This is a genomic window from Streptomyces sp. NPDC051563, assembly GCF_044454225.1.
Classification (GTDB): domain Bacteria; phylum Actinomycetota; class Actinomycetes; order Streptomycetales; family Streptomycetaceae; genus Streptomyces.
Genome location: NZ_JBITDL010000019.1, coordinates 83,052 through 105,560, shown reverse-complemented (window position 1 = coordinate 105,560; position 22,509 = coordinate 83,052). Strand labels below are relative to the sequence as shown.

Below are 22,509 nucleotides of genomic sequence, written 5' to 3'. Positions count from 1 at the left end.
CCGGGCCCTTCGTGCGCAATTCGATACACAAGCAAGGTCTCTATCTCGGGTCCGTGCCGGAACGGGCCGCGGCCGGCGAGCACGTCGTGGTCCACAAGGGGCCAGTTCGACCTGTCCCGCGGCGCAGGGCGCGGGCCGCCGGCAGGGCGGTGCAGAGCGCCGAGAGTGCCGCGCAGGCACCGGCGACCGCGCCCATCGCGAGCCAGGGGACCACCACCGGCGAGTCGACGCCGAGCACCGCGAGGGCGGCGCGCATGCCCGCAAGGTTGACCGCGGTGACCGCCGTCCCGAGCAGGGTGCCGACCGCGGTCGCGAGCAGGGATTCGGCCGTCGTCACGGCGAGGACCTGGCCCCGCGTGGCCCCGGCCAGCCGGAGCAGGCGCAGATCGCCGGACCGGTCGGAGGTGGCCATCAGCAGGGTGTTGGCCAGCGCGATCGCCGTGTAGACCAGGGCGATGCCCAGGACCAGGACGTAGCCGAGCGCCGTGAAGCGGTTGGTGCGCGGGTGCGTCGCCGCCACCCACTCGTGCGTGGTCCGGGCCGTGGCCCCGTACCGGGCCGCCGCCTCGCGGACCGCTGCGGCCGCCGCCGCGGGGGCCTCGACCTCGATGCGCGAGACCTCGGCGCCGGGCGCGTTGCGCCGGGTGACGTACGCCCCGTTGTCGCCGGTGCCGGTCCGCATCACGGCCACGATCCGCAGCCGGGCGGCGGTGCCGTCCGCCCGCCACAGCGGTACCGAGTCCCCGACCCGGTGCTGCCACCACTCCTCCGTGACGATGATGCCGCCGTCGTCCAGATCCGCGACCGAACCCGCCACCACCGGCAGCCGGGAGACCTCCGCCAGCGCCGCCGGGTCGACCGCCGAGGCCTCCGTCGGCACCTTCACGAACCCCTCCTCCAGCACCGTCAGCCGGGTGTCGGCCACCGCGAGGACCTTCCCCGCCGGGACGCCCGGGATCCCCGCGGAATCCGGCAGCCGCCCGCCGGTCAGCACGTAGTCCGCGCCGGTCCGGGCACGCGCCTCCACCGTCTTGGCCTCGCCCAGGGTCCACGCCGCCCCCAGCAGCGATCCGGTCAGCGCGACCATCACCAGCACCGGAGCCGCCACCGCCGCCGTCCGGCGGATCCCGGCGGCGGCGTTCGCCCGCACCAGCCGGCCCGCGTAGGAGGTCAGCCGGACCGGGAGCCACATCAGCAGCCGCACGGCGGGCCGCACGAGCACCGGCGCCAGCATCCCGCAGGCGGAGATCAGCAGCATCGGCTGCCAGGTGTACGTCTTGCGCTTGAGCAGCGAACCCGGGTCCGACCCGAGCCGCCACCCCACGAAGGCGACCGCGCACAGCAGCAGCCCGCCACCGGCCGCCCAGCGCCCCGGAGTCATGGGCCGCTCGTCGGTCACGGCCTCGCGCAGCGCCTCCAGCGGACCGACCCGGCCCGCCCGCCGGGAAGCGGCGTACGCACCCGACAGCGCGACCAGCAGTCCCGTCCAGAACGCCGTGTGCAGCGGCCAGCTCTGGTCCCCGATCGCGTACCCGGCGGGAGCCAGCCCCTGCGTCACCGTCCAGCGGGCCGTCAGCGGCGCCCCCGCCGCGCCCAGGGCGATTCCGGCCGCCGACCCGGCCAGCCCCACCGCCGCCGCCTCCGTCATCACCAGGCGCCGCAGCTGCCCCGGCGTCGCCCCGGCCAGCCGCAGCAGCCCCAGCTCGCGCCGCCGCGCGGCCACGGCGTACGAGAAGGTCGAGGCCACCACGAAGGCCGCCACGAACGAGGCCACCCCGCCCGCGGTGCCCAGCATCGCGTTGAGGCCCGCCGTCTCCGCACCGGCCGGCAGCGCCGCCGAAGCGGCGAGCCCCAGCCCCATGACCGTCATCAGCGCGACCCCCAGGGCCACCGCGACGAACGTTCCCACCTGTGTCATCCAGCGCCGCCGCAGCGACCTCAATGCGATCTTCAGCATGGCTCCCAGCCAACCGGCCGAGCACCCCCCGGTCAGCGGGGCAGGGGCGAGTCCCAGGGGTAGGGCCAGCCCTACCGCGCCGCCCGCACCGGCCGCCTACGGTGGACGCATGCCGCTCCCCCTCCCCGTTCCGGGCCGCTACCTGCGCACAGCCCGGCCGTGGCGCGCCGCCGCCTACCTGCTCACCGGCGGCATCACCGGCGCCCTCGCGTGCACCGTGCTGACCCTGCTCGCGGTGTCCGGGGCGGTGCTCGCCCTCGTCCTCGTCGGCCTCCCGCTGCTCGCCGCGCTCGCACTGTCCGGCGTACCGTTCGCGGCCCTGGAGCGCCGCCGGCTGCGGCTGTTCGACCCCGGCTCCGCGCCGCTGCCCGACCCGCACCGCGACCCGGACCGTACGGGGCCCGCGGCATGGGCCCGCACCCGCTTCCGCGAGCAGGCCACCTGGCGGGAACTGACCTACGCGGTGCTCGCCGCCACCCTGCTGTGGCCGCTGGAACTCCTCGCCGTCGGCGCCGCGCTGCTGGTGCCCGCCGACCTCCTGGCGACCCCGGTGCTGCTCGCCCTCGACGGGCAGCAGGCCAACCCCCTCAAGATCCACGGCGTCACCGGCTACCCCGGGGCCCTGCTCTGCGCCGCGGCCGGCCTGCTCCTCCTCCCGCTCCTCCTCTGCGGGCTCGGCGCGGCGGCGGCCGCCCGCGCGGCCCTGGCCCGGCTGATGCTCGGCCCCGGCCCGGGCGACCTGGCCGTCAAGGTCACCGAGCTGACCAGCTCCCGGGCCCGGCTGGCGGCCGCCTTCGACGCCGAGCGGCGGCGGATCGAACGGGACTTGCACGACGGCGCGCAGCAGCGGCTCGTCGCCCTGTCGATGACCCTGGGCCTGGCCCGGCTCGACGCCCCGCCCGGCAGCCCGCTCGCCGCACAACTGGCCGCCGCACACGCCGAGGCCGGGCTGGCACTGACCTCGCTGCGCGAGCTCGTCCACGGCATCCACCCCCAGGTGCTCACCGACCGGGGCCTGCCCGACGCCGTCGCCGACATCGCCGACCGCTCGCCGGTCCCGGTCGACACCGACTTCGACCTCCCCGGCCGGCTGCCCGAACCGGCCGAGTCCGCCGGGTACTTCTTCGTCAGTGAGGCCCTGGCCAACGCGGCCAAGCACAGCGGGGCGGCCCGGATCACCGTCACCGGCCGGCACGACGGAACCCGCCTCACCGTGGAAGTGGCCGACGACGGCCGCGGCGGCGCGGACGCTGGGCGGGGGAGCGGACTCACGGGACTCGCCGACCGGGTGTCCGTCGTGGACGGCAGACTGACCCTGACCAGTCCTCCCGGAGGCCCGACCCTGCTGCGTGTGGAGATCCCGTGCATTCCGAAGCCGCCGAAGCCGCCGAAGCCGACCAAGGCGCCGAAGCCGACCAGGCCGGCCAAGGCGCTGGAGGCGCCGGACACCCGGTGAACCCGTCCGCCCCCGCGGGAGCCGCCGTCCGGCAGCCCCTGCGCGTGGTCCTCGCCGAGGACTCCGTGCTGCTCCGCGAGGGCCTCGTCGGGCTGCTCGCCCGCTTCGGCCACCGCACGGTGGCGGCCGTCGGCGACGCCGCCGCGCTCGAAGCGGCCGTCGCCGAGCACCGGCCGGACATCGTCGTCACCGACGTACGGATGCCCCCGGACCACACCGACGAGGGACTGCGGGCGGCCGTGCGGCTGCGCGAGAGGCGGCCGGACCTGCCCGTCCTGGTCCTCTCCCAGTACGTGCAGCGCTCGTACGCCGCCGAGCTGCTCGACTCCGGGGACGGGACGGCCGTCGGCTACCTGCTCAAGGACCGCGTCGGGCAGGTCGAGGAGTTCCTCGACGCCGTCGCGCGGGTGGCGGCCGGCGGGACCGTGGTCGACCCCGACGTGGTGCGCCGGCTCATCGGCCGCCGCCGCGACCCCCTGGAACGGCTCACGGCCCGCGAGCGGGAGGTCCTCGCCCTGGTCGCCGAGGGGCACTCCAACGCCGAGGTGTCCCGCCGGCTCACCGTCTCGGAGGCGGCGGTGGGCAAGCACATCGGGAACATCCTGATGAAGCTCGACCTGCCTCCGGCGCAGGAGTCCCACCGCCGGGTCCTCGCCGTCCTGGCCTACCTGCGGGGCTGACCTGCCGAGGGGCCCCCGACCTCCTCCCGACGGCGCCCGACCTCCTCCCGACGGCGCCCGACGGCCTCCCGACGGCGCCCGACGGCCTCCCGACGGCGCCCGACGGCCTCGCGGAGGCCCCCGACGGAGCCCGCCCGGGCCTCAGAAGCCGCGGACCGCGGCCACCGTGAACGCCGTCGGCGCGCCGTCGGCCGAGGGCATCGGCCCGCCCTCCTTGTCGAACTGCGACCGGACCACCAGGGTCCGCCCCGGCACCCGCGCCAGCGTGGTCGGGATCTGGAGCGAGGGGTCCGTGAGGGTGCGGACCAGACGGGCCCGGGCGCCGTCGGCCGACACCTGCCAGCGGCTCAGGGTGTTGCGCGTGTTCTGGGCCGCGCGCAGCACCCCGCCGGGGGCGAGGTCGAGTCCGTCGGCGGTCTTCAGGTCCCCGCCGGTCAGGGCCACGCGGGACACCGCCCCGGAGGCCGGGTCGGTCCGGGGAAGCGCGGCGCGCTCCCCGGTATCTCGAAGTGCGCCGGCCGGGCCCCCGAGCGCGTGTCGTAGACGGAGACGCCCGAGGTGGGGTCCGTCACCCAGAGCCGGCCGTGCCCGTCGACGCGCAGTCCGTTCGCGGTGTGCCGCCCGTCGGTGCCCGGCGGCAGGAAGACCTCCGCCGCGCGCCCGCCGGAGCGGGCCCGGTAGACGGCGCCGTTCGCGAGGGAGCCGACGTAGACCGTGCCGGTGCGGGGGTCGGCGGCTATGCCCTCCGGGAAGACCCGCTCGCCGGGCAGGCCGAAGGCCGTGGAGATCTCCGTACGGGCTCCCCGGCCGGCCGCGGCCGTGGCGGCAGGGGCCGCGCCCAGGGTCGGGCTGCTCGGCCGCTGCGCGGGCGTGCTGGACGCGCTGCGGTGAGGTTCCGCGGCTCCGGATCATGTTTTTGCACTGATTTGGAACTGTCCGGGGCATTCACACATCAGGACTAGGGGGAGCCCAGCCCCTTCTGTCCCACCGGGGGGCAGCCATGACCGTTCGGAGCGAAGTTCGTGCACCAGGATCCGCAGCGCCCGCGGCCCGATGAGCAGCCGTACCAGTCGTACGAGCCGTACGAGCCGTACCCGCCCTACCAGGCGCCCCAGCCCCACCCGCCGTACCGGCCCGACCCGCCCGCCGGGGCGTACGTCCCCCCGCACATACCCGGGCCCCCGAGGCGCTCCCGCTCCCGCCGCGCCGTGTGGACCGCCGCGGCCTTGGCGTTCGTGCTCGTCCTCGGTGGCGGCGGCTTCGCCGCCTGGAAGCTGGACTGGTTCTCCGGCAACGGCTCCTCGGTGAGCTTCGGCAAGACCCCGCCGCCCGCCGGTCCGGGGGCCGAGCAGGGGACGGGCCGGGCCCCCGCGAGCCCGCCCGCTCCGACCGGCGACCCGGACGTACGGCTCGCGACCGGCCCGGCCTCCGAGTTCAAGCAGACCACCAAGCTCGACGACGGCACGATCATCGCCAAGACCCGCCTCAAGGGCGCGAAGTCCGGCTTCGAGGGCGACGTGTGGGTGTGGACGCCGAAGGAGTACGGCGAGGCGAAGTACGCCAAGAGCGGGTTCCCGGTGCTCATCGCGCTCCCCGGCGGCAACGGCTTCCCGAACAACTACTGGGCCGACCGCAGCCTCGGCCTCCAGAAGGCCATCAGCGAGGGCGTCCAGGCCGGCACCAGCCTGCCGTTCATCGTGATCATGCCGGTCCTCAACCCGGACGCGAAGTACTACTACGACGGCTCCGACATCCCCGGTCAGCCCAAGATGGGCACCTGGATCGCCGAGGACGTCCCGGATTTCACCCGCGCCAACTTCCGTACGTACGAGTCCCGCGACGGCTGGGCCTTCATGGGCTCCTCCTCCGGCGCCTTCGTCGGCATGAAGCAGGTCCTCCAGCACCCGGACCGCTTCAAGGCGGTGATCGCCAGCGGCGGCGAGATCGTCCCCGACTCCCCGCTCTGGAAGGGCCACCAGGCGGAGATGGACGCGAACAACCCCGAGAAGCTCGCCCAGAAGCTGATCGACACGGGCGGTCCCGAGGTCTACATCAACTTCCAGATCGGGACCAAGGAGAGCGGCAAGGACCGCATGACGCAGTTCCAGCAGAAGTACGCCAAGGGCCCGGTCAAGATGACCATCCGGGACATCCAGAACGGCGAGCACAACGGCTGGCACTACGTGCGCGGCATGAAGGAGGGCTCACTGGAATGGGTGAGCAAGGTCCTCAAGGGTCCGAAGCCCGAAACCGGCTGATCCGCGTGGCCCGCGCCACGTCCACCCGTCCCAGGCAACCCATCCGGTCGTTCATACCTCTGTTAAGGATGTAAGGGGGACCAAACGGTCCAACCCGCGCCCCCCCAGGGGCGCCGGAGAAGGAACGGGAACGATCCGTGCACCAAGACCTGCAGGGTGACAGGGCCGCCACCACCGGGGACGCCGCCACGGCCGGGACCGAGGCCGGGACCGAGGCCGGGACCACGGCCGCGACCACGGCCGGTCCCGACGGCGCCGCGACCACGGCCGCCCCCGGGACCGGCCACGGCCGCCCCCGGCGCCGGCTGCGCATGATCCTGATCGGCGGGGGCCTCGGGCTCGCCCTCGTGGCGGGCGGCGGGACGGCCGCGTACCGCTACGGGCTCTTCTCGGACATAGGAGATCCCGTCTCCTTCGGGAAGTCCCGGGCCGCGGCCGCCACCGCCGCCGACACCGGGGCCGCGCCCGGCGTGCGCATGCCGACCGGGCCGAAGGCCGCGTTCGTCCGGACCTCCCGGCTGCCGGACGGCACCCAGATCGCCAAGACCACCCTGACGGGCAAGAAGTCCGGTTTCACGGGCGACGTCTGGGTGTGGGTGCCGAAGGAGTACGACGATCCGGCGTACGCCGACAGCGCCTTCCCGGTCCTGATCTCCCTGCCCGGCGGCCGCGGCTACCCCACGAACTACTGGGGGACCGGCCCCGGCCTCGGCCTCCAGCAGGCCGTGAGCGACGGGGCGAAGTCCGGCAAGAGCCTGCCCTTCATCCTGGTCATGCCGGTGCACAACGCGGACACCAAGCACCACTTCGACGCCTCGGACATCCCCGGAGAGCCCAAGATGGGCACCTGGATGGTCGAAGACGTCCCGGATTTCACGAAGGCCAATTTCCGGACCTTCACCTCCCGCGACGGCTGGGCCTTCATGGGCTCCTCGGCGGGCGGTTTCGGTGCCTTCAAGCACGTCCTGAAGTACCCCGACCGCTTCAAGGCGGCCATCGCGAGCGGGGTCGACATCGTCCCCGATTCCCCGCTGTGGAAGGGGAACACGCAGGCCATGGACGAGAACAACCCCGAGAAGCTCGCCGCGAAGCTGATCGCCGCGGGCGGCCCGGACGTCTACGTGAACTTCCAGATCGGCACCGCGGAATCCGGCCGCGAGAAGGCCGAGCGGTTCATGAAGGAGTACGGGAAGGGCCCCGTGCACACCACGCTGCAAGTGATCCAGGATGGTGAGCACAACGGGAAGTCCTACGTCCGCGGGATGAGGGAGGGCGCACTGGAGTGGATCAGCAAGGTGATGTCCGCACCCACCCCGAAGCCGCGGCCGGCCCCGAGCGGCGGCGCGAGCGGCGCCGCCCCGCGGTGAGCCCCGGGCTCAAGGGGATCGTCTCGGCCGCCCTCGCGGGGGCCGCCGGGCTGCTCGCCGTGGTGTTCGTCGGGAACTCCGGCGGGTACGAGGACCGCGGCACGGTCCCCTTCCCCACCGTCGGCGTCCTCATGGCGGGCGGCGAGCACTGGTGCACGGCCAGCGTGGTCGACAGCCCGCAGGGCAACGTCGTCGCCACCGCCGCGCACTGCGTGGCCCCCGCCGGCGAGGACGGGCGGCCGGGCGAGGCCGCGCACGACGGGCTGGCCATCGGCGAGCTCTCCTTCGCCCCCGCCTTCTCCGGGGAGGGCTCCGGGCAGCGGCCGCTCGGCCTGTGGAAGGTGCGCTCCGTGCAGGTCGACGAGCGCTGGACGAAGTGGGGCGAGGACACCGCCGACTTCGCCTTCCTCACGGTCGAACCGGACGCGGACGGGCGCAGCCTGCAGGACGTCGTCGGCCGCGGGGAGGCCCCGAAGCCCGTCTGGACCTCCGGCTACGAGCGGGAGGTGACCGTCGTCGGCTATCCGCAGTCGGAGCACAACCCCGAGAACAAGCCCGTCGCCTGTACGACGCAGAGCCGGCACGACGAGGACGACCCCGCGATGCTCTACATCAACTGCTCCGGGTTCTGGACCGGCACGAGCGGCAGCCCGTGGATCGCCGACCGCGGCGGTCCGGGGCGGCCGGGGCAGCTCATCGGGGTGCTGAGCGGCGGGGACACGGACGTGGACTCCACGGCCGCCCTGTTCGACGACCGGGCCAAGGCCCTGTACGAGCGGGCGGCGAAGCCCGCGGGCTAGGCCGTCTCTTTCGGATCTTGCCGGGCCCGCGACGCCCGGCACCGCGCCCGGCCGCACTGCCGGGGCGACCACGTACGCCCAGTACGCGAACGCCCCGGCAGCACGCCCGGGCACGGCACCGGACGCCGCGGGCTCGGCCGACAAGATCCGAAAGAGACGGCCTAGTCGCCCCGGAGCCGGTCAGCCGCGCCGTTCGGTGCTAACGATCACGCACACCGCCGCCACGACGATCGCGCCACCGAGCAGGATCGGCCAGGTCAGGGCCTCGTCGAGGACGAGCCATCCCAGGGCGACGGCCACGACCGGATTCACGTAGGCGTACGTGGCCACCAGCGAGAGCGGAGCCGCGCGCAGCAGCCACACGTACGCGGTGAAACCGACGAGCGAGCCGACCAGCACGAGGTAGCCGAGGGCCAGCCAGGACGCGGTGGAGTACGAGCCGAGGTCCAGCCCGTGGTGTTCGCCGCGGCACAGGCCGACGAGGATCCCGCCGGTGCCGCCCGCGAGCATCTGGTACGCGCTGCCGGTGAAGGGGTTCGCGGGCAGCGGCAGCTTCCCCGACCCGAAGGAGCCGAGCGACCAGCACACCGAGCCGGCCAGTACCAGGAGCACCCCGCCGAGTGCGATCTCCCCGCCGAGCCCCGGGCTGGTCAGGACGGCGAGCCCGCCGAAGCCCAGCAGGACCCCGGCCAGGGTGCGGGGGGAGGGGCGGTCGCCGGAGACGGCGCGCAGGACGACCAGCCACATCGGTACGGCGGCCACCAGGAGGGCGGCGAGCCCGGAGGGGATCGAGGTCTCGGCGAGGACGACGAGGCCGTTGCCGCCGAGCACCAGCAGCAGCCCGACCAGGACCGCGGAGCGCACCTGGGCCCCGGTGGCCCGGAGGGCGGCCGGGCCGTCGCGCCAGGCGACCATCCCGGCCAGGAGGAGGCCGGCGGCGATGAAGCGGGCCCCGGCCGAGAGGAACGGGGGCATCGTCTCGACGGCGATCCGGATGCCGAGGTAGGTCGAACCCCAGACGACGTAGACGAGGGCAAGGGCGAACCAGATACGGGCCGTTGGGGTGCGCATGACGCGGAGCCTATGTCGCTGTCCCCTGCACCCATCATGGATTTCTCCGCAGCGGGGCACCCCCGGCCGGGCGGTGCGGTCAGACGGGCGGCGTGGTCGGCCGGGCGCTGCGGTCAGCCGGGCGGTGCGGTCAGACGGGCGGTGCGGCCAGGCCCGTCTTGGCGCCCGCGCCGCAGAGCGGGACGACCGCGGTGCGGCCCTGGAGGGGGTCGTCGGGTGCGGTGGGTCCGACCGCGGCCCAGCAGGCGGCGGCCGTGGGCTCCACGAAGAGCCCGCGCCGGGCCAGGTCGAGCTGGGCCGCGCGGATCTGCTCGTCGGTGACGGTCAGGAAGGTTCCGCCGGAGCTGCGGACGGCCCTCAGGATCTGGCGGGCCCGCGGCGGCGCCGGGATCGCGATCCCCTCGGCCAGGGTGGGGAGTTGGGGGACGGCTTCCGCGTCCTCGGCGCCCGCGCGGAAGGCCGAGGCCAGCGGGGAGACGGCCGCCGACTGGACGGCGATCAGCGTGGGCGGGCGGACCCCGCGGCGGGCCAGCTCCTGCGCCGCCAGCGCGGCCCCGAGCAGCAGCGTGCCGTTGCCGACGGGGACGACGACCACCTCGGGCAGGTGGCCTCCCAGGGCCTCCCAGATCTCGTAGAGGTAGGTCTTGGTGCCGTGCAGGAAGTACGGGTTGAAGACGTGGCTGGCGTAGAACACCCCCGGCAGGTCGGCCGCCTCGCGGGCCGCCGCCGCCGTCGCCTCGCGGCCGCCGGGCACCACCGTCACCGTCGCGCCGTGCGCGCGCATCTGCTCCGTCTTCTTCGCCGAGGTGCCCTCCGGTACGAAGACCTCGCAGCTCAGCCCGGCCCGTGCGCAGTAGGCCGCGAAGGCCGTACCGGCGTTGCCGCTGCTGTCCGCCACCACCCGCCGCGGGCCCAGCCGGCGCGCGAGCTCCACGACCATCACTGCGCCGCGGTCCTTGAAGGACAGCGTGGGCATCAGGAAGTCGAGCTTGGCGTGCGCCCGCTCCGACAGGGGCACCAGCGGGGTGTTCCCTTCCGCCAGCGTGACCCCGAAGGCCCCGGTGAGCGGCAGGGCGGAGCCGAAGCGCCAGAGCGAGTGGGGCCCGGCCGCGGGCTCCAGCGGGGCCGCCGGGTCGGGGGCGAAGTCGAGGTCCCAGGGGCCGTCACAGGCCGGGCAGCACCACGGGGCCGTCCGCGCGTCGGCGCGGGTGCCGTCTTCGGCGCAGACGTAGCCGGGGAGTGCGTGCGTCATGTGCGGAGAGCCTTTGCTCGTTCATGGCCTGTGTATGGCACGGATGTTACGCGTTCGTTGTCCTCTTGTGGTGGAGCGACTCCGTGGGTCAACCTTTCGTCAGCGGCGCGTCGTTGGGCCGAAATGTTTGTCATGGGCATGGCTAAAAGCTGTGCCCTGGCCCGTCCGCGCCCGATCGCCGCGCACCCCCCGCAACGCACCACCGATGAGGAGGACCCCTCACATGTCCGCGATGCGTCACACTCGCCGGAAGACCGTCGGCATCGGAGCGACCGCCACACTGGCCCTCGCCCTCGGAGCCGCCCTCGCGTTACCCGCCTCGGCGGCCCCGCTCGCTCCGCAGGGAGTCATCGAGAACGCAGGCGCCGAGGGCACGGTCGCCGGCAGCTACATCGTGACCCTGAACGACTCCGCCGCCCGCTCCACGGCCGACAGCGGCAAGGCCGTGGCCAAGCGGTACGGCGCGAGGATCGACCGGACCTACAGCGCGGCCCTCAACGGCTACTCCGTCGAGGTCTCCGAGGCGCAGGCCAGGAAGCTCGCCGCGGACCCCGCGGTCAAGTCCGTCGTGCAGAACCGGGTGTTCACCGTCGACACCACCCAGCCCAACCCGCCGTCCTGGGGACTGGACCGGATCGACCAGACGGCCCTGCCGCTGAACCAGAGCTACACCTACCCGGACAAGGCCGGCGAGGGCGTCACGGCGTACATCATCGACACGGGCGTCCGCAAGACCCACCAGGACCTCGGCGGCCGCGCCTCCGACGGCTTCGACGCCATCGACAACGACAACACCGCCCAGGACGGCCACGGCCACGGCACGCACGTCGCCGGCACCGTCGCGGGCACCACGTACGGCGTGGCCAAGAAGGCGAAGATCGTCGGCGTGCGCGTGCTCGACAACAACGGCTCCGGTACGACCGCCCAGGTCGTCGCCGGCATCGACTGGGTGACCCGCAACGCCGTCAAGCCGGCCGTCGCGAACATGTCCCTCGGTGGCGGCGCGGACTCCGCGCTGGACACCGCCGTGCGCAACTCCATAGCCAGCGGCATCACCTACGGGGTCGCGGCGGGCAACGAGTCCACCAACGCCAACACCAAGTCCCCGGCCCGCGTGACCGAGGCGATCACCGTCGGCGCCACCACCAACACCGACGCCAAGGCGAGCTACTCCAACTACGGCGCGGTCCTGGACCTCTTCGCCCCCGGCTCCAACATCACCTCCTCCTGGGGCACCGGCGACACCGCCACCAACACCATCTCCGGCACCTCGATGGCGACCCCGCACGTGGTCGGCGCCGCCGCCCTCTACCTCGCGGCCAACCCGGCGGCCACCCCGGCCCAGGTCTCCACGGCCCTGGTGAACGCGGCCACGCCGAACGTCGTGACCAGCCCCGGCACCGGCTCCCCGAACCGGCTGCTCAACATCGGCACCTCCACCACCCCGCCGAACCCGGGCACCCGCTTCGAGAACACCGCCGACTACGCGGTCAACGACAACGCCACCGTCGAATCGCCGATCACCGTCAGCGGGATCGCCGGCAACGCCCCGGCCACGCTGAGCGTCCCGGTCGACATCAAGCACACCTACGTCGGTGACCTCAAGGTCGACCTCGTCGCCCCCGACGGCACCGTCTACAACCTGCGCAATCGCACCGGCGGCAGCGCGGACAACATCATCCAGACCTTCACCGTGAACGCCTCCGCCGAGGTGGCCAACGGCGTCTGGAAGCTCCGGGTCGCGGACCTCGCCTCCGCGGACACCGGAAAGATCGACTCCTGGGCGCTGCAGTTCTGACGCCGGGGGAGCAGGAACGCGATGAACCGATGAACCGATGAACCACGGGGGCGACCGTTCAGGCGGTCGCCCCCGCTGCGTACCATTCGCGCATTCGTTCGCCCTTTCCTGGAGCCCCGTGACCCACCAGCCCCCGCACCACTGGCCCGCCCCACCGCCCCCGCAGGGGTACGCGTACGGGCAGCCGCCGCTCAACGGCTTCGCGCTCGCCTCCCTGCTCGTCGGGCTGCTCTGCTTCCCGCCGCTCGGCATCGTCTTCGCCCTCGTGGCCCTCGCCCAGATCCGGAAGAAGGGCGAACGGGGCAAGGCGCTCGCCGTCTGGGGGCTGGTGGTGTCGCTGCTGCTGAGCATCGCCGCCGCCGCAGCGGTCCCCGTGGTCGGGCGGGCCCTGGAGGAGCTCGGCGAACGGGGCGGCTCCGGGCGCGCGGCGCAGTTCCGCGGGGACGTGGCGGGCACCCTCGTCGACGCCGCCGAACTGCGGGTCGGGCACTGCTTCAACGTGGCCGGCGGCGACCTGCTCGCCGAGTCGCCCCTGGTGTTCCGCATCGACTGCGCCGAGGTCCACGACGCGGAGGTCACCTCCGCGACCTCGATGAGCGATCCGCAGTACCCCGGGACGGAGCAGATGAGGACCGCCGCCGCGAAGGAGTGCTGGAGCGCGCAGGACACGTACGCGATGGACACCTGGGCCCTGCCCTCGTACGCGGAGCTGTACTACTTCACGCCCTCGCGCCGCAGCTGGCGCGAGGGGGACCGGCGGCTGGTGTGCGTGATCGGCACCCCGAACGAGGACCACCGCGGCAGCCTGCGCAACGACGCGGGCATGCTGACGCCCGGACAGGTGGAGTTCCTGAAGGTCATGAAGGGGGTGGACGAGGCGCTGGGCGAGCAGCCGGACGCGGAGCCGGCCGACGATCTCACCGCCCACCAGGCCTGGGCGTGGGACATGGACAAGGCCCTCGGGGCCGAGGCGCGGTTGCTGGACACGGTCAAGGACCGGCCCGAGCTGGCCGGTCCGGCCGGGGTGCAGCGGGAGCGGCTGGAGGTCGCACGGCGCGCCTGGCAGGAGGCGGCGCGGGCGAAGACCGGGGACGCCTTCCTCGACGCGTGGGACCGGGCGGCCGCCGCGCTGCCGGTCGAGCTGGAGAAGACGCTGCGCGGGGCGTACGGACTGTCGACCACGGTTCCCGAGTGGCTGGAGGGCTCCGGGGACTCCGATGAGGCCTCGCCCGGTGAGCCCGGTGCGCCCGCTGTGCCCGGTCCCGGGCGGAGTCCTTCCAGAGAGTCCGCGTAACGCATGTGACGCGTGGGTTTGAGTGACCTGGCTTCATCACTTCGGGTGAAACTCTGGCCCTTGCTTGCGATGGACAACCCTCGGTTGCCAGGCTGTAGCTGTCTGTCAACCTGATGGGAGTGGCCTGTGACTTTCGGCGAGCAGCCGGCCTATCTGCGCGTCGCCGGGGATCTGCGACGGAAGATCGTCGATGGGTCCCTGCCTCCGCACGCCCGGCTCCCTTCGCAGGCCCGGATCCGTGAGGAGTACGGGGTCTCCGACACGGTGGCCCTGGAGGCGCGCAAGGTCCTCATGGCGGAGGGCCTGGTCGAAGGCCGGTCAGGATCCGGCACGTACGTGCGCGAGCAACCCGTCCCGCGCCGCGTGGCCCGCTCCGGCTACCGCACCGGCGGGGTCTCGACCCCCTTCCGGCAGGAGCAGGCGGAGGCCGGTGCGCGCGGCACCTGGGACTCCAGCAGCGAACAGGCCGCCGCCCCGGCGGACATCGCGAAGCGGCTCGGCATCGAGCCGGGCGAGCGGGTGATGCGCACGCGGTACGTGTACCGCGACGCGGGCGAGGCGATGATGCTGTCGACCTCCTGGGAGCCGCTGACGGTGACCGGCCGGACGCCGGTGATGCTCCCGGAGGAGGGGCCGCTGGGGGGCGCGGGCGTCGTGGACCGGATGGCGGCGATCGACGTGGTCGTCGACAACGTGGTCGAGGAGGTCGGCGCGCGTCCGGGCCTGGCGGAGGAGAGCATGCAGCTCGGCGGGGTGCCGGGGCACGTCGTCCTGGTGATCGGCCGCACGTACTTCGCCTCCGGCCGCGCCGTGGAAACCGCCGACGTCATCGTCCCCGCCGACCGCTACCGCCTGGCGTACCACCTCCCGGTGAGGTGAACCCGCCGGACAGCCCGGCACCCTGCGCGGCGCACTGATCCCGCGTGCGGCGCCGTTCCCGGGGACCAGCCCCCGGACCCCCGCTCCTCAAACGCCGGAGGGGCTGGATTCTGCCCGGCGTGTGCGGGCGAGTTGGCGGCTGACCTCAGCCAAACCCAGCCCCTCCGGCGTTTGAGGAGCGGGGGCGCGGGGGGCGGCCCCCCCCCCCGCGGGGGGGCGGGCGGCGGGGGGGGGGGGCCCCCCCCGGCGGGGCCCCGCGCGCCGGCCGCCGGGGTCGGCGGGGGGTTTGCCCCGCGAGGGGCGGGGGGCGGGGGTGTAACCCCCGGGCAATGCCCAAGCGTGACGGGCCGTCACGGAAGCGGCCTACCTTCCGGCGGTATGACCGATACCGTCACCCCCGCCCCGGCGCCCGCGGCGCAGCAACCGCGCCGGAGCTACGCCAAGCTCGCCGCCGACGAGAGCCGCGAGGACTACTCGCTCAGGTACGCGCCCCACTCCTTCCGCCGCTGGGGCCCCGGCACCGTCGCCGGCACCGCCCTCGGCGGCATCGCCTACCTCGCCGACTTCGCCATCGGCGCCTCCATCGTCTTCGCCTACGGCTTCACCAGCGGGGCCGCCGCGATCCTGGCCGCCGCCGTGGTCATCTTCCTGACCGGCATCCCCATCGCCCGCGCCTGCGCCACGTACGGCCTGGACATGGACCTGGTCACCCGGGGCGCCGGGTTCGGGTACTTCGGCTCCACCCTCACCTCCCTCATCTACGCCTCGTTCACCTTCATCTTCTTCGCGCTCGAAGGCTCGATCATGGCCCAGGCCATGCACCAGGCCGTCGGTCTGCCGGTGGAGATCGGGTACCTGCTCACCACGCTGATCGTGATCCCGATCGTCTTCAAGGGGATGGGCGCCCTCGCCAAGGTGCAGGCCTGGACCCAGCCGATCTGGCTGATCGGGCTGGTCCTGCCGTTCCTCGTGCTCGCCTTCGAGGCCCCCGACGCCTGGGGCGCCTTCGCGCACTTCGGCGGCACGGAAGGGGCCGGCTCCGGCTTCTCGTGGATCGGCTTCGGCTTCGGCACGGGCATCGCGCTCTCGCTCATCGCGCAGATCGGCGAGCAGGCCGACTACCTGCGGTTCATGCCCGCCAAGACCCCGGCCAACAGCCGCCGCTGGAACCTCGCCGTGCTCGCCGCCGGCCCCGGCTGGGTGATCATCGGCGCCGCCAAGCAGCTCGGCGGCGCCTTCCTCGCCTTCGTCGCCCTGGAGGCCGTCGGCAAGACCCACGCGCTGGAGCCGATCGCCCCGCAGCTGGAGGCGCTGCGCCCCTGGCTCGGGGGTCTCGCCCTGCCCGTCGCCGCCCTGTTCGTCATCGTGTCCCAGGTCAAGATCAACGTCACGAACGCCTACAGCGGCTCGCTGTCCTGGTCGAACTTCTTCTCCCGGGTGACCCACCGCCACCCCGGCCGCGTCTGGTACATCTTCCTCAACCTCGGCATCGCGCTGACGCTGATGGAGCTGAACATGTTCGCGATGCTCGGCAAGCTGCTGGGCTTCTACTCCAACGTCGGCATCGCCTGGATCGTCGCGGTCGCCGCCGACCTCGTGATCAACAAGCGGCTCGGGCTCAGCCCGCCGTACATCGAGTTCAAGCGCGCCTACCTGTACTCGGTCAACCCGGCCGGCTTCGGGTCGATGGTGATCGCCTCCACCGTCTCGATCCTCGCCTTCTTCGGCCTTTTCGGGACGTACGCGGAGGCCTTCTCCACCTTCATCGCGGCCGGACTCGCGCTCGTCCTCTGCCCGTTGATCGCCTGGGCGACGAAGGGGAAGTACTACCTGGCCAGGCCGAACACGGTCAACGGCCCGGACGTGCAGGTCGAGGACGTCACCGCCACGCACCTGTGCTCCGTCTGCGAGTCCGCGTACGAGCTCCCGGACATCGCCGCCTGCCCCGTCGTCTCCGGCCCGATCTGCTCGCTCTGTTGTTCCCTCGACGCCACCTGCGGGGACGTCTGCCGCACGGCGGACGCCGGCGCCGCCGTGATCCTTCCGCTTCCGACCGTGCGCGGGGTCTGAACCGGCGCGCACGGCTCACTCGTACGCATGGCCGGATGCGTACGCCTGCGAGGTACCTCTTCGTGAAAAACCGTATCCGCTGAGTAAAGGTCGGGCGTAGGCTCGGGCATATGCGCAATGCGGTTTCCCGGGCAGGTACGTCGGCGGAGGGTGAAACGCGATGAACGACAGCGGTGCCCTGCTCCCGTGGCTGGTCATACGTGAGGACGACAACGGCAACCGCTACCGGGTCGGCCGGTACTCCACCCGGGCCGAGGCCCAGAAGGTCGCCGACAGCCTCGAAAACAGAGGGCACAAGCAGCTGTACTGGATCGAGCGGCTCGCCCAGGACAGCACCGCCGGCCGGACCGGCACGAGGAACTGAGCGGTGCGGCGCACCCGTCGCCGCTGCCTTAGGCTCCGTCCATGACTGTACGAGTGGTCGTGGGCGGAGCCCTTTGTCATGAGGGGCGCCTGCTGGCCGCCCGCCGGAGCGCGCCCCCGGAGCTCGCCGGCCGCTGGGAGCTTCCGGGCGGCAAGGCCGAGCCGGGCGAATCCGTACCCGAGGCGCTCGTGCGCGAGCTGCGCGAGGAGCTCGGCGTCGAGACCGAGGCGCTGGAGCGGATCCCGGGGGAGTGGCCGCTGAAGCCCGGCCTCGTCCTGCACGTGTGGACGGCCCGGCTGCTCTCGGGCGATCCGCTCCCGCTGGAGGACCACGACGAGCTGCGCTGGCTCCGGCCGGAAGAGCTGGACTCGGTGGACTGGCTCGACCAGGACCGCCCGGCCGTCGCCGAGGCGGGCCGCCGGCTGGGCACCGCCGACGGCGTCCCCGGCGCTGGAGGCGCCGGCTCTGAAGGCGTTCGCGGCGCTGGAGGCGTTCGCGGGGGCGCGTGACGCGCACGCGCTAGGCCGTCTGCGCCACAGTGCGCCGGTCCGTGGGGGGCCGAGTGGTACGACGCCGTGAATATCGGGTATGTCGCTATTAATCCCTATCTCGTACTTGTCCCCCGTGGTTCTGTCCCTGTCGAACCGGACTGGGGTCGCCAGCCGGCCCGGGAAGTGATCGGCGTGATCGACACAGACGGTGAATGCGCCGAATGGGCCTTTCCCGCCGAACCGGGTGCCGTCCGCACCGCCCGCCACGCGGTGCGCGGCACCCTTCGCGAGTGGGGTCTCGACTCCGTCGGCGACGTGACCGTCCTGCTGGTCAGCGAGCTGGTCACCAACTCCCTGCGGTACGCCTCCGGCCCCATCGGGGTCCGCCTGGTACGGCGCAATCAGGCCGCGGCCGAGGCCCTCCCGGGTCCGGCACTTCTCGTGGAGGTTTCGGATCCGCTTCCGGATCCACCCCGCGAGCGGGTCGCCGCACCCGACGACGAGGGGGGCCGCGGACTCCATCTGGTGGCCGTCTCGGCACAGCGCTGGGGGACCCGCCACGGGAAGTCGGGGAAGACCGTGTGGTTCGAATTGGCTCTTCCTGGTGAGTAACAAGGTGAGGGGCAGCCGACGATCACACGGCCTGGCCGGAAAACAACGGGATCTTTTTGTGATCGCGAAGGCCGTGTCGTAGAGCGCCGTGGTGCTGAATACTTCGGTCATGGCCGGTCCGGTTGCGGTGAGCTGGAGGGGACGGTCGCGTGAGCGAGATACCTGCACAGGCACATCAGGCCCGTGTGCCCGGGGACGCGTCTGGGGAGACCTGGCACGACTCCTTGTGGCACAGCAGCCCGCCTGGCTCGATATATGACTACATAAAGGTCGCTTCCTTCTCGATCGGGCCCGACGGGCTCATCGATCAGTGGAGCCTGCGCGCCGAAGAACTCTTCGGGCTGACCGCCGCCGAGGCCGTCGGCCGTGACCCCGTCGACGCCTTCATGCCTCCGGAACTGCGCGCCGGCGCCCACCGCAGGGTGGGCGAGATTCTCGACGGCAAGGAATGGACCGGCCTGATCCCCTTCCGGATCCCCGGCGGCGACGGTGCGCACGGGGTGGCTGAGATCTATGTGATGCCGACGCAGACCGAAACCGCCGAGCGGGCCGCGCTCTGCGTCGTGGTCGACGTCCGCGCGCTGCGCCGGATCGAATCCGATCTGGCCGCCTCGCAGGCGATATTCGGCCAATCTCCCTTCGGGTTCCTGCTCTTCGGTACGGACCTCACCGTGCAGCGGGCCAACCGCCGCTTCGCGACCGTCTTCGGCGGCGCCGCCGAGGAACACCGCGGCCGCACCGTCCACGACTACCTCCCCGCGCACGAGGCCGACCGGATGGCCGAAGCGCTGCGCAGGTGTCTGGACACCGGCGAATCGGTCAACGACCTCCAGATCACCGGCGCCGCCCCCGGCAGCCGGGACAACCGCCACTGGTCCATCAACCTCTACCGGGTCCACGGCGGCACCGGCCGCCCCATCGGAGTCGCCGGCATCGGCATCGACGTGACCCGCCGCCACCTCGCCGCCCGCGAGGCCGCCGGGGTCCGGCGCAACCTGGCCCTGCTCAACGAGGCCGGACACCGCATCGGCAACTCCCTCGACCTGGAGACCACCGCCCGCGAACTCCTCGACGTCACCGTCCCCGGTTTCTGCGACCTGGCCGCCGTCGACCTCTACCAGGGGCTGCTGCTCGGTGACGACGACCGACCCGCCCGCCCGCAGGGCCCCGGCGTGCCCAGCCTGCCCGGCCACGGAACGGGCCGGGCGCCCTCGGCGCCGCTGCGCCGGGTGGCCTTCTCCTCGGCCGTGTCGGACGCCCCGCTGTCCGGCCCGGGCGCGCTGGTCTCCGTAGGGGAGGTGCACCGGTACCCGGCCGGATCGCCGGGGGCCTTCGCGCTGCGCACGGCGCGGCCGCGGCTGGTGGAAGGCGGCGGATCCGACTCCGGGGACCTCGTCCAGTCCACCCTCGTCGTCCCGCTGGTCGCGCACGACACGGTGGTCGGACTCGCACAGTTCTCCCGCACCAAGGGCAGCGAGCCCTTCGGCGAACGCGACCGGGCGGTCGCCGTGGAGCTCGCCGCGCGCGCCGCCGTCTGCATCGACAACGCCCGCCTCTACCGGCGCGAGCACGAACGCGCGCTGATACTCCAGCGCAGCCTGCTGCCCCCCGGCGACCCGGAGGCCGCCGGACTCGACATCGCCTGCCGCTACCTGCCCGGCAACGCCGCCACCGAGGTCGGCGGCGACTGGTTCGACGTCATCGAGCTGCCCGGGCACCGCACGGCACTGGTCGTCGGCGACGTCATGGGCCGCGGACTGCGGGCCGCCGTGGCCATGGGCGAACTGCGCACCGCCGTACGGACCCTCGCGCTGCTGGACCTGGAACCGGCGGAGGTGCTGACCGCGCTGGACGAGATCGCCCGGGGCCTCGGCGCCCCCGGCGGCTCCCAGCAGGCCTCCCGGGCCGCCCTGCACTCGCGGGACGCCGACCGCTCCGAGGTGTACCTCGCCACGTGCGTCTACGCCGTCTACGACCCGGTCACCCGGCGCTGCACCATCGCCAACGCCGGCCACATGCCGCCCGTGCTGGTGGAACCGGTCGAGGAGGGCGCCGCGCCCCGCCCCGGCCTGCTGCTGGAGATCCCCACCGGCATGCCGCTGGGCGTGGGCGGGGAACCCTTCGAGGAGGTCGAGGTCGAACTCCCCGAAGGCGCCATGCTGGCGCTCTACACCGACGGACTGGTCGAATCCCGGACCCACCCCCTGGAGGAGGGCCTACGCGGCCTGCGGAACGCGCTGGCCGACCCCTCGCGCCCGCTGGAGGAGGTCTGCGACCACGTCCTGAACACCCTCGACACCCGGCACGGCGAGGACGACATCGCGCTGCTCATGGCCCGGGTCCAGGGCCTCCCGGTGGACGCGGTCGGCGACTGGCAGCTCCCGCGCGAGGCCCGCTCCGTGGGCCGGGCCCGCGAACTGGCCCGGGCGAAGCTGCCCGCGTGGGGCCTGGAGGGGCTGCTCGACACCACGGAACTCCTGGTGAGCGAGCTCGTCACCAACGCCCTGCGCTACGGCGAGGGCGAGATCCGGCTGCGCCTCCTGCTGGACCGCACCCTCGTCTGCGAGGTCTGGGACGCCAACCTGGTCCAGCCCCGCCGCCGCCGGGCCCGCGACACCGACGAGGGCGGCCGCGGCCTCCAACTGGTCGGCCTCCTCTCCGCGGGCTGGGGCACCCGCCGCACCCACCGCGGCAAGACGGTCTGGTTCGAACTCCCGCTCCCGGGCGCAGTGGCCGAATCGGTGACCGAACTGTCGGCGGAGCAACTGCTGAGCATGTACGGGTGAGTGTCCAGGAGCCGTGTGAGGCGTCCGCCGCCGGGCCCGAAGACTGAGTGAGGGGGAGTCCCGTACGGGACTCCCCCTCACTCATGCGCCCCTTGCTCGGCTACGTACCCGACCCTGCCCCCGGTGTGCGGCGCAGGGGCTCGAAGCCGCGGGCGAGGCCGCGCTTGAGGACGCCGGCAAGGGGGCGTTCGACGAAGCGGTTGACCAGCCACGCGGCGACGAGCATGCCCACCGTCATCACGGCAACGAGCGCCCACGGCGAGAGGTCGTGGCGCAGCAGGCGGATTCCGGTCCAGCCGATGTGCTCGTGGAGGAGGTAGAGCGGGTACGTGGTGGCGCCGGCCACGGTGAGCCACTTGCCGCGGATCCAGGAGAGCTTGCCGAGCGCGAGCGCGAGCATCACCAGATAGCCCAGGGTCATGAGCGCGATGGCGGGCTTGGCATCCATGGTCCGGCCGAGGCTGACGGCCAGGCCGTCGCTGTAGAGCGTGACCTGGCGGACCGAGAAGAGCCACGAGATCGCGACGATGCCCCAGAGCAGCAGGGTCGGCTTGAACCGGTACATCAGGTACATCGCCACGCCGGCGATGAAGTACGGCGAGTACTCGGGCATGAGGATGTAGTTGGCAAAGGGCGCCCGACCGGCGGTGACCAGGACACAGGCGACGGTCCACAGCACGCAGAAGAGAACCACCCGGCGGTAGGTCACGCCCTTCCACACCACCAGGGCGAACAGCAGGTAGAAGCGGATCTCGACCCAGAGCGTCCAGTACACGGCATCGACCGAGCTGACCTTGAACGCTTCGTGCAGCATCGTGAGGTTGAGGAGCACGTCCTTCGAGCCCGGCGGCTGTACGACCACCGGCCAGAGAGTGACCACAGCCGTGGTGGCCAGGACGGCGAACCAGTACGCGGGATAGAGCCGGACCACACGGGACGTGAAGAATTCGCTCAGGCTGCGGCCCCAGCTGCTCATACAGATCACGAAGCCACTGATGATGAAGAAGAGCTCGACCCCGGTCCACGTGTACGAGGCCCACGGACACCCTCTTCGACGGTGCCGGCCGAACCACCGCCGTCATCTCGAAGAAGTTCGGCACCGAGACCAAGCGGACCACCACGAGCTACACCGGGGACACCACCACGGTCGTCCCGCCCCAGGGCGGCATCGCCACGACCACGGTCACCGACGGGCTCGGACGGACCGTCGAACAGAAGCAGTACACCAACGCCGCTCGGACGACCTCCCAGTCGACCAAGTACGGCTACAACAAGCTCGGCCAGCTGGAGCAGGTCACCGACCCGGCCAACGTCAAGTGGACCTACACCTACGACGTCCGGGGCCGGCAGGTCGAGACGGACGACCCGGACAGG

At 72.9% G+C, this 22,509-nt stretch carries 18 protein-coding genes and 2 pseudogenes; 15 read left to right on the top strand and 5 right to left on the bottom strand.

What is annotated here, in order from left to right:
- Positions 1–40: 40 nt before the first annotated feature.
- A complete protein-coding gene (locus ACIA8F_RS23325; RefSeq protein WP_399381436.1) occupies positions 41–1,957 on the bottom strand; it encodes an FtsX-like permease family protein in 1,917 nt (638 codons plus the stop codon).
- Between the two features lie 109 nt (positions 1,958–2,066).
- On the opposite strand from ACIA8F_RS23325, the gene ACIA8F_RS23320 reads away from it, so the two are divergent.
- Positions 2,067–3,413 (top strand): sensor histidine kinase, encoded by a 1,347-nt coding sequence (locus tag ACIA8F_RS23320; RefSeq protein ID WP_399381434.1) that lies wholly within the window; start codon positions 2,067–2,069, stop codon positions 3,411–3,413.
- The gene (locus tag ACIA8F_RS23315) at positions 3,410–4,093 is read left to right on the top strand and encodes a response regulator (protein WP_399381433.1); all 684 of its coding nucleotides are present in this window, start codon (positions 3,410–3,412) and stop codon (positions 4,091–4,093) included. The genes ACIA8F_RS23320 and ACIA8F_RS23315 overlap by 4 nt, the downstream gene beginning before the upstream one ends.
- A gap of 141 nt (positions 4,094–4,234) precedes the next feature.
- Here the strand turns inward: ACIA8F_RS23315 and ACIA8F_RS23310 are convergent, their stop codons facing one another.
- On the bottom strand, positions 4,235–4,537 hold the full coding sequence (locus ACIA8F_RS23310; RefSeq protein ID WP_399381431.1) for a superoxide dismutase: 303 nt from the start codon (positions 4,535–4,537) through the stop codon (positions 4,235–4,237).
- A gap of 294 nt (positions 4,538–4,831) precedes the next feature.
- Between ACIA8F_RS23310 and ACIA8F_RS23305 the strand changes: the two genes are divergently transcribed.
- From ACIA8F_RS23305 to ACIA8F_RS23290, 4 genes are all read left to right on the top strand, one after another.
- Positions 4,832–4,984 carry a hypothetical protein gene (locus tag ACIA8F_RS23305; RefSeq protein WP_399381429.1) on the top strand — a complete coding sequence of 51 codons (153 nt, stop codon included), beginning with the start codon at positions 4,832–4,834 and terminating at the stop codon, positions 4,982–4,984.
- 131 nt (positions 4,985–5,115) lie between these two features.
- The gene (locus ACIA8F_RS23300; protein ID WP_399381427.1) at positions 5,116–6,351 is read left to right on the top strand and encodes an alpha/beta hydrolase; all 1,236 of its coding nucleotides are present in this window, start codon (positions 5,116–5,118) and stop codon (positions 6,349–6,351) included.
- Positions 6,352–6,488: 137 nt separating this feature from the next.
- Entirely contained in the window at positions 6,489–7,718 is a 1,230-nt protein-coding gene (locus ACIA8F_RS23295; protein WP_399381425.1) for an alpha/beta hydrolase, read from the top strand.
- Complete coding sequence (locus ACIA8F_RS23290; protein ID WP_399381424.1) at positions 7,634–8,518, top strand: trypsin-like serine peptidase; 885 nt, start codon at positions 7,634–7,636, stop codon at positions 8,516–8,518. Before ACIA8F_RS23295 ends, ACIA8F_RS23290 begins: the two co-directional genes overlap by 85 nt.
- A gap of 180 nt (positions 8,519–8,698) precedes the next feature.
- On the opposite strand, the gene ACIA8F_RS23285 is transcribed toward ACIA8F_RS23290, so the two are convergent.
- Together ACIA8F_RS23285 and ACIA8F_RS23280 are read right to left on the bottom strand one after the other, a co-directional pair.
- Complete coding sequence (locus ACIA8F_RS23285) at positions 8,699–9,589, bottom strand: EamA family transporter (protein WP_399381422.1); 891 nt, start codon at positions 9,587–9,589, stop codon at positions 8,699–8,701.
- Between the two features lie 130 nt (positions 9,590–9,719).
- Positions 9,720–10,841, bottom strand: coding sequence for a threonine synthase (locus ACIA8F_RS23280; RefSeq protein WP_399381420.1), 1,122 nt, complete (start codon positions 10,839–10,841; stop codon positions 9,720–9,722).
- Positions 10,842–11,064: 223 nt separating this feature from the next.
- Here ACIA8F_RS23280 and ACIA8F_RS23275 point away from each other — a divergent pair, with 223 nt between their 5' ends.
- The 8 genes from ACIA8F_RS23275 to ACIA8F_RS23240 all read left to right on the top strand — a co-directional run bounded on the left by ACIA8F_RS23275 (position 11,065) and on the right by ACIA8F_RS23240 (position 21,135).
- Positions 11,065–12,639: a S8 family peptidase gene (locus ACIA8F_RS23275; RefSeq protein ID WP_399381418.1), complete on the top strand. Its 1,575-nt coding sequence runs from the start codon at positions 11,065–11,067 to the stop codon at positions 12,637–12,639.
- Between the two features lie 118 nt (positions 12,640–12,757).
- Positions 12,758–13,933, top strand: a complete 1,176-nt coding sequence (locus tag ACIA8F_RS23270; protein ID WP_399381417.1) for a septum formation family protein — start codon at positions 12,758–12,760, stop codon at positions 13,931–13,933.
- A gap of 126 nt (positions 13,934–14,059) precedes the next feature.
- Entirely contained in the window at positions 14,060–14,812 is a 753-nt protein-coding gene (locus tag ACIA8F_RS23265; RefSeq protein WP_327304786.1) for a GntR family transcriptional regulator, read from the top strand.
- 378 nt (positions 14,813–15,190) lie between these two features.
- Positions 15,191–16,882 carry a purine-cytosine permease family protein gene (locus ACIA8F_RS23260; protein WP_399381415.1) on the top strand — a complete coding sequence of 564 codons (1,692 nt, stop codon included), beginning with the start codon at positions 15,191–15,193 and terminating at the stop codon, positions 16,880–16,882.
- 160 nt (positions 16,883–17,042) lie between these two features.
- Positions 17,043–17,246, top strand: a complete 204-nt coding sequence (locus ACIA8F_RS23255; protein ID WP_399381413.1) for an SPOR domain-containing protein — start codon at positions 17,043–17,045, stop codon at positions 17,244–17,246.
- A gap of 41 nt (positions 17,247–17,287) precedes the next feature.
- Positions 17,288–17,755, top strand: a complete 468-nt coding sequence (locus tag ACIA8F_RS23250) for a (deoxy)nucleoside triphosphate pyrophosphohydrolase (RefSeq protein WP_399381411.1) — start codon at positions 17,288–17,290, stop codon at positions 17,753–17,755.
- Positions 17,756–17,920: 165 nt separating this feature from the next.
- Positions 17,921–18,349 carry an ATP-binding protein gene (locus ACIA8F_RS23245; protein ID WP_399381409.1) on the top strand — a complete coding sequence of 143 codons (429 nt, stop codon included), beginning with the start codon at positions 17,921–17,923 and terminating at the stop codon, positions 18,347–18,349.
- A 149-nt stretch (positions 18,350–18,498) separates the two neighbouring features.
- Positions 18,499–21,135 (top strand): SpoIIE family protein phosphatase, encoded by a 2,637-nt coding sequence (locus ACIA8F_RS23240; protein WP_399381407.1) that lies wholly within the window; start codon positions 18,499–18,501, stop codon positions 21,133–21,135.
- 100 nt (positions 21,136–21,235) lie between these two features.
- On the opposite strand, the pseudogene ACIA8F_RS23235 reads toward ACIA8F_RS23240, so the two are convergent.
- Positions 21,236–22,141: pseudogene (locus ACIA8F_RS23235) on the bottom strand (acyltransferase family protein); the annotation flags it as partial.
- 74 nt (positions 22,142–22,215) lie between these two features.
- Here ACIA8F_RS23235 and ACIA8F_RS23230 point away from each other — a divergent pair.
- Positions 22,216–22,467 (top strand): annotated as a pseudogene (locus ACIA8F_RS23230) (hypothetical protein); the annotation flags it as partial.
- Positions 22,468–22,509 lie beyond the last annotated feature (42 nt).

Excerpts from the sequence above, each read along its gene's own strand:
- ACIA8F_RS23320 (WP_399381434.1), top strand. The coding sequence starts at position 2,067 with ATGCCGCTCCCCCTCCCCGTTCCGGGCCGCTACCTGCGCACAGCCCGG.
- ACIA8F_RS23285 (WP_399381422.1), bottom strand. The coding sequence starts at position 9,589 with ATGCGCACCCCAACGGCCCGTATCTGGTTCGCCCTTGCCCTCGTCTAC.
- ACIA8F_RS23250 (WP_399381411.1), top strand. The coding sequence starts at position 17,288 with ATGACTGTACGAGTGGTCGTGGGCGGAGCCCTTTGTCATGAGGGGCGC.
- ACIA8F_RS23260 (WP_399381415.1), top strand. The coding sequence starts at position 15,191 with ATGACCGATACCGTCACCCCCGCCCCGGCGCCCGCGGCGCAGCAACCG.
- ACIA8F_RS23280 (WP_399381420.1), bottom strand. The coding sequence starts at position 10,841 with ATGACGCACGCACTCCCCGGCTACGTCTGCGCCGAAGACGGCACCCGC.
- ACIA8F_RS23325 (WP_399381436.1), bottom strand. The coding sequence starts at position 1,957 with ATGCTGAAGATCGCATTGAGGTCGCTGCGGCGGCGCTGGATGACACAG.
- ACIA8F_RS23305 (WP_399381429.1), top strand. The coding sequence starts at position 4,832 with ATGCCCTCCGGGAAGACCCGCTCGCCGGGCAGGCCGAAGGCCGTGGAG.
- ACIA8F_RS23255 (WP_399381413.1), top strand. The coding sequence starts at position 17,043 with ATGAACGACAGCGGTGCCCTGCTCCCGTGGCTGGTCATACGTGAGGAC.
- ACIA8F_RS23275 (WP_399381418.1), top strand. The coding sequence starts at position 11,065 with ATGTCCGCGATGCGTCACACTCGCCGGAAGACCGTCGGCATCGGAGCG.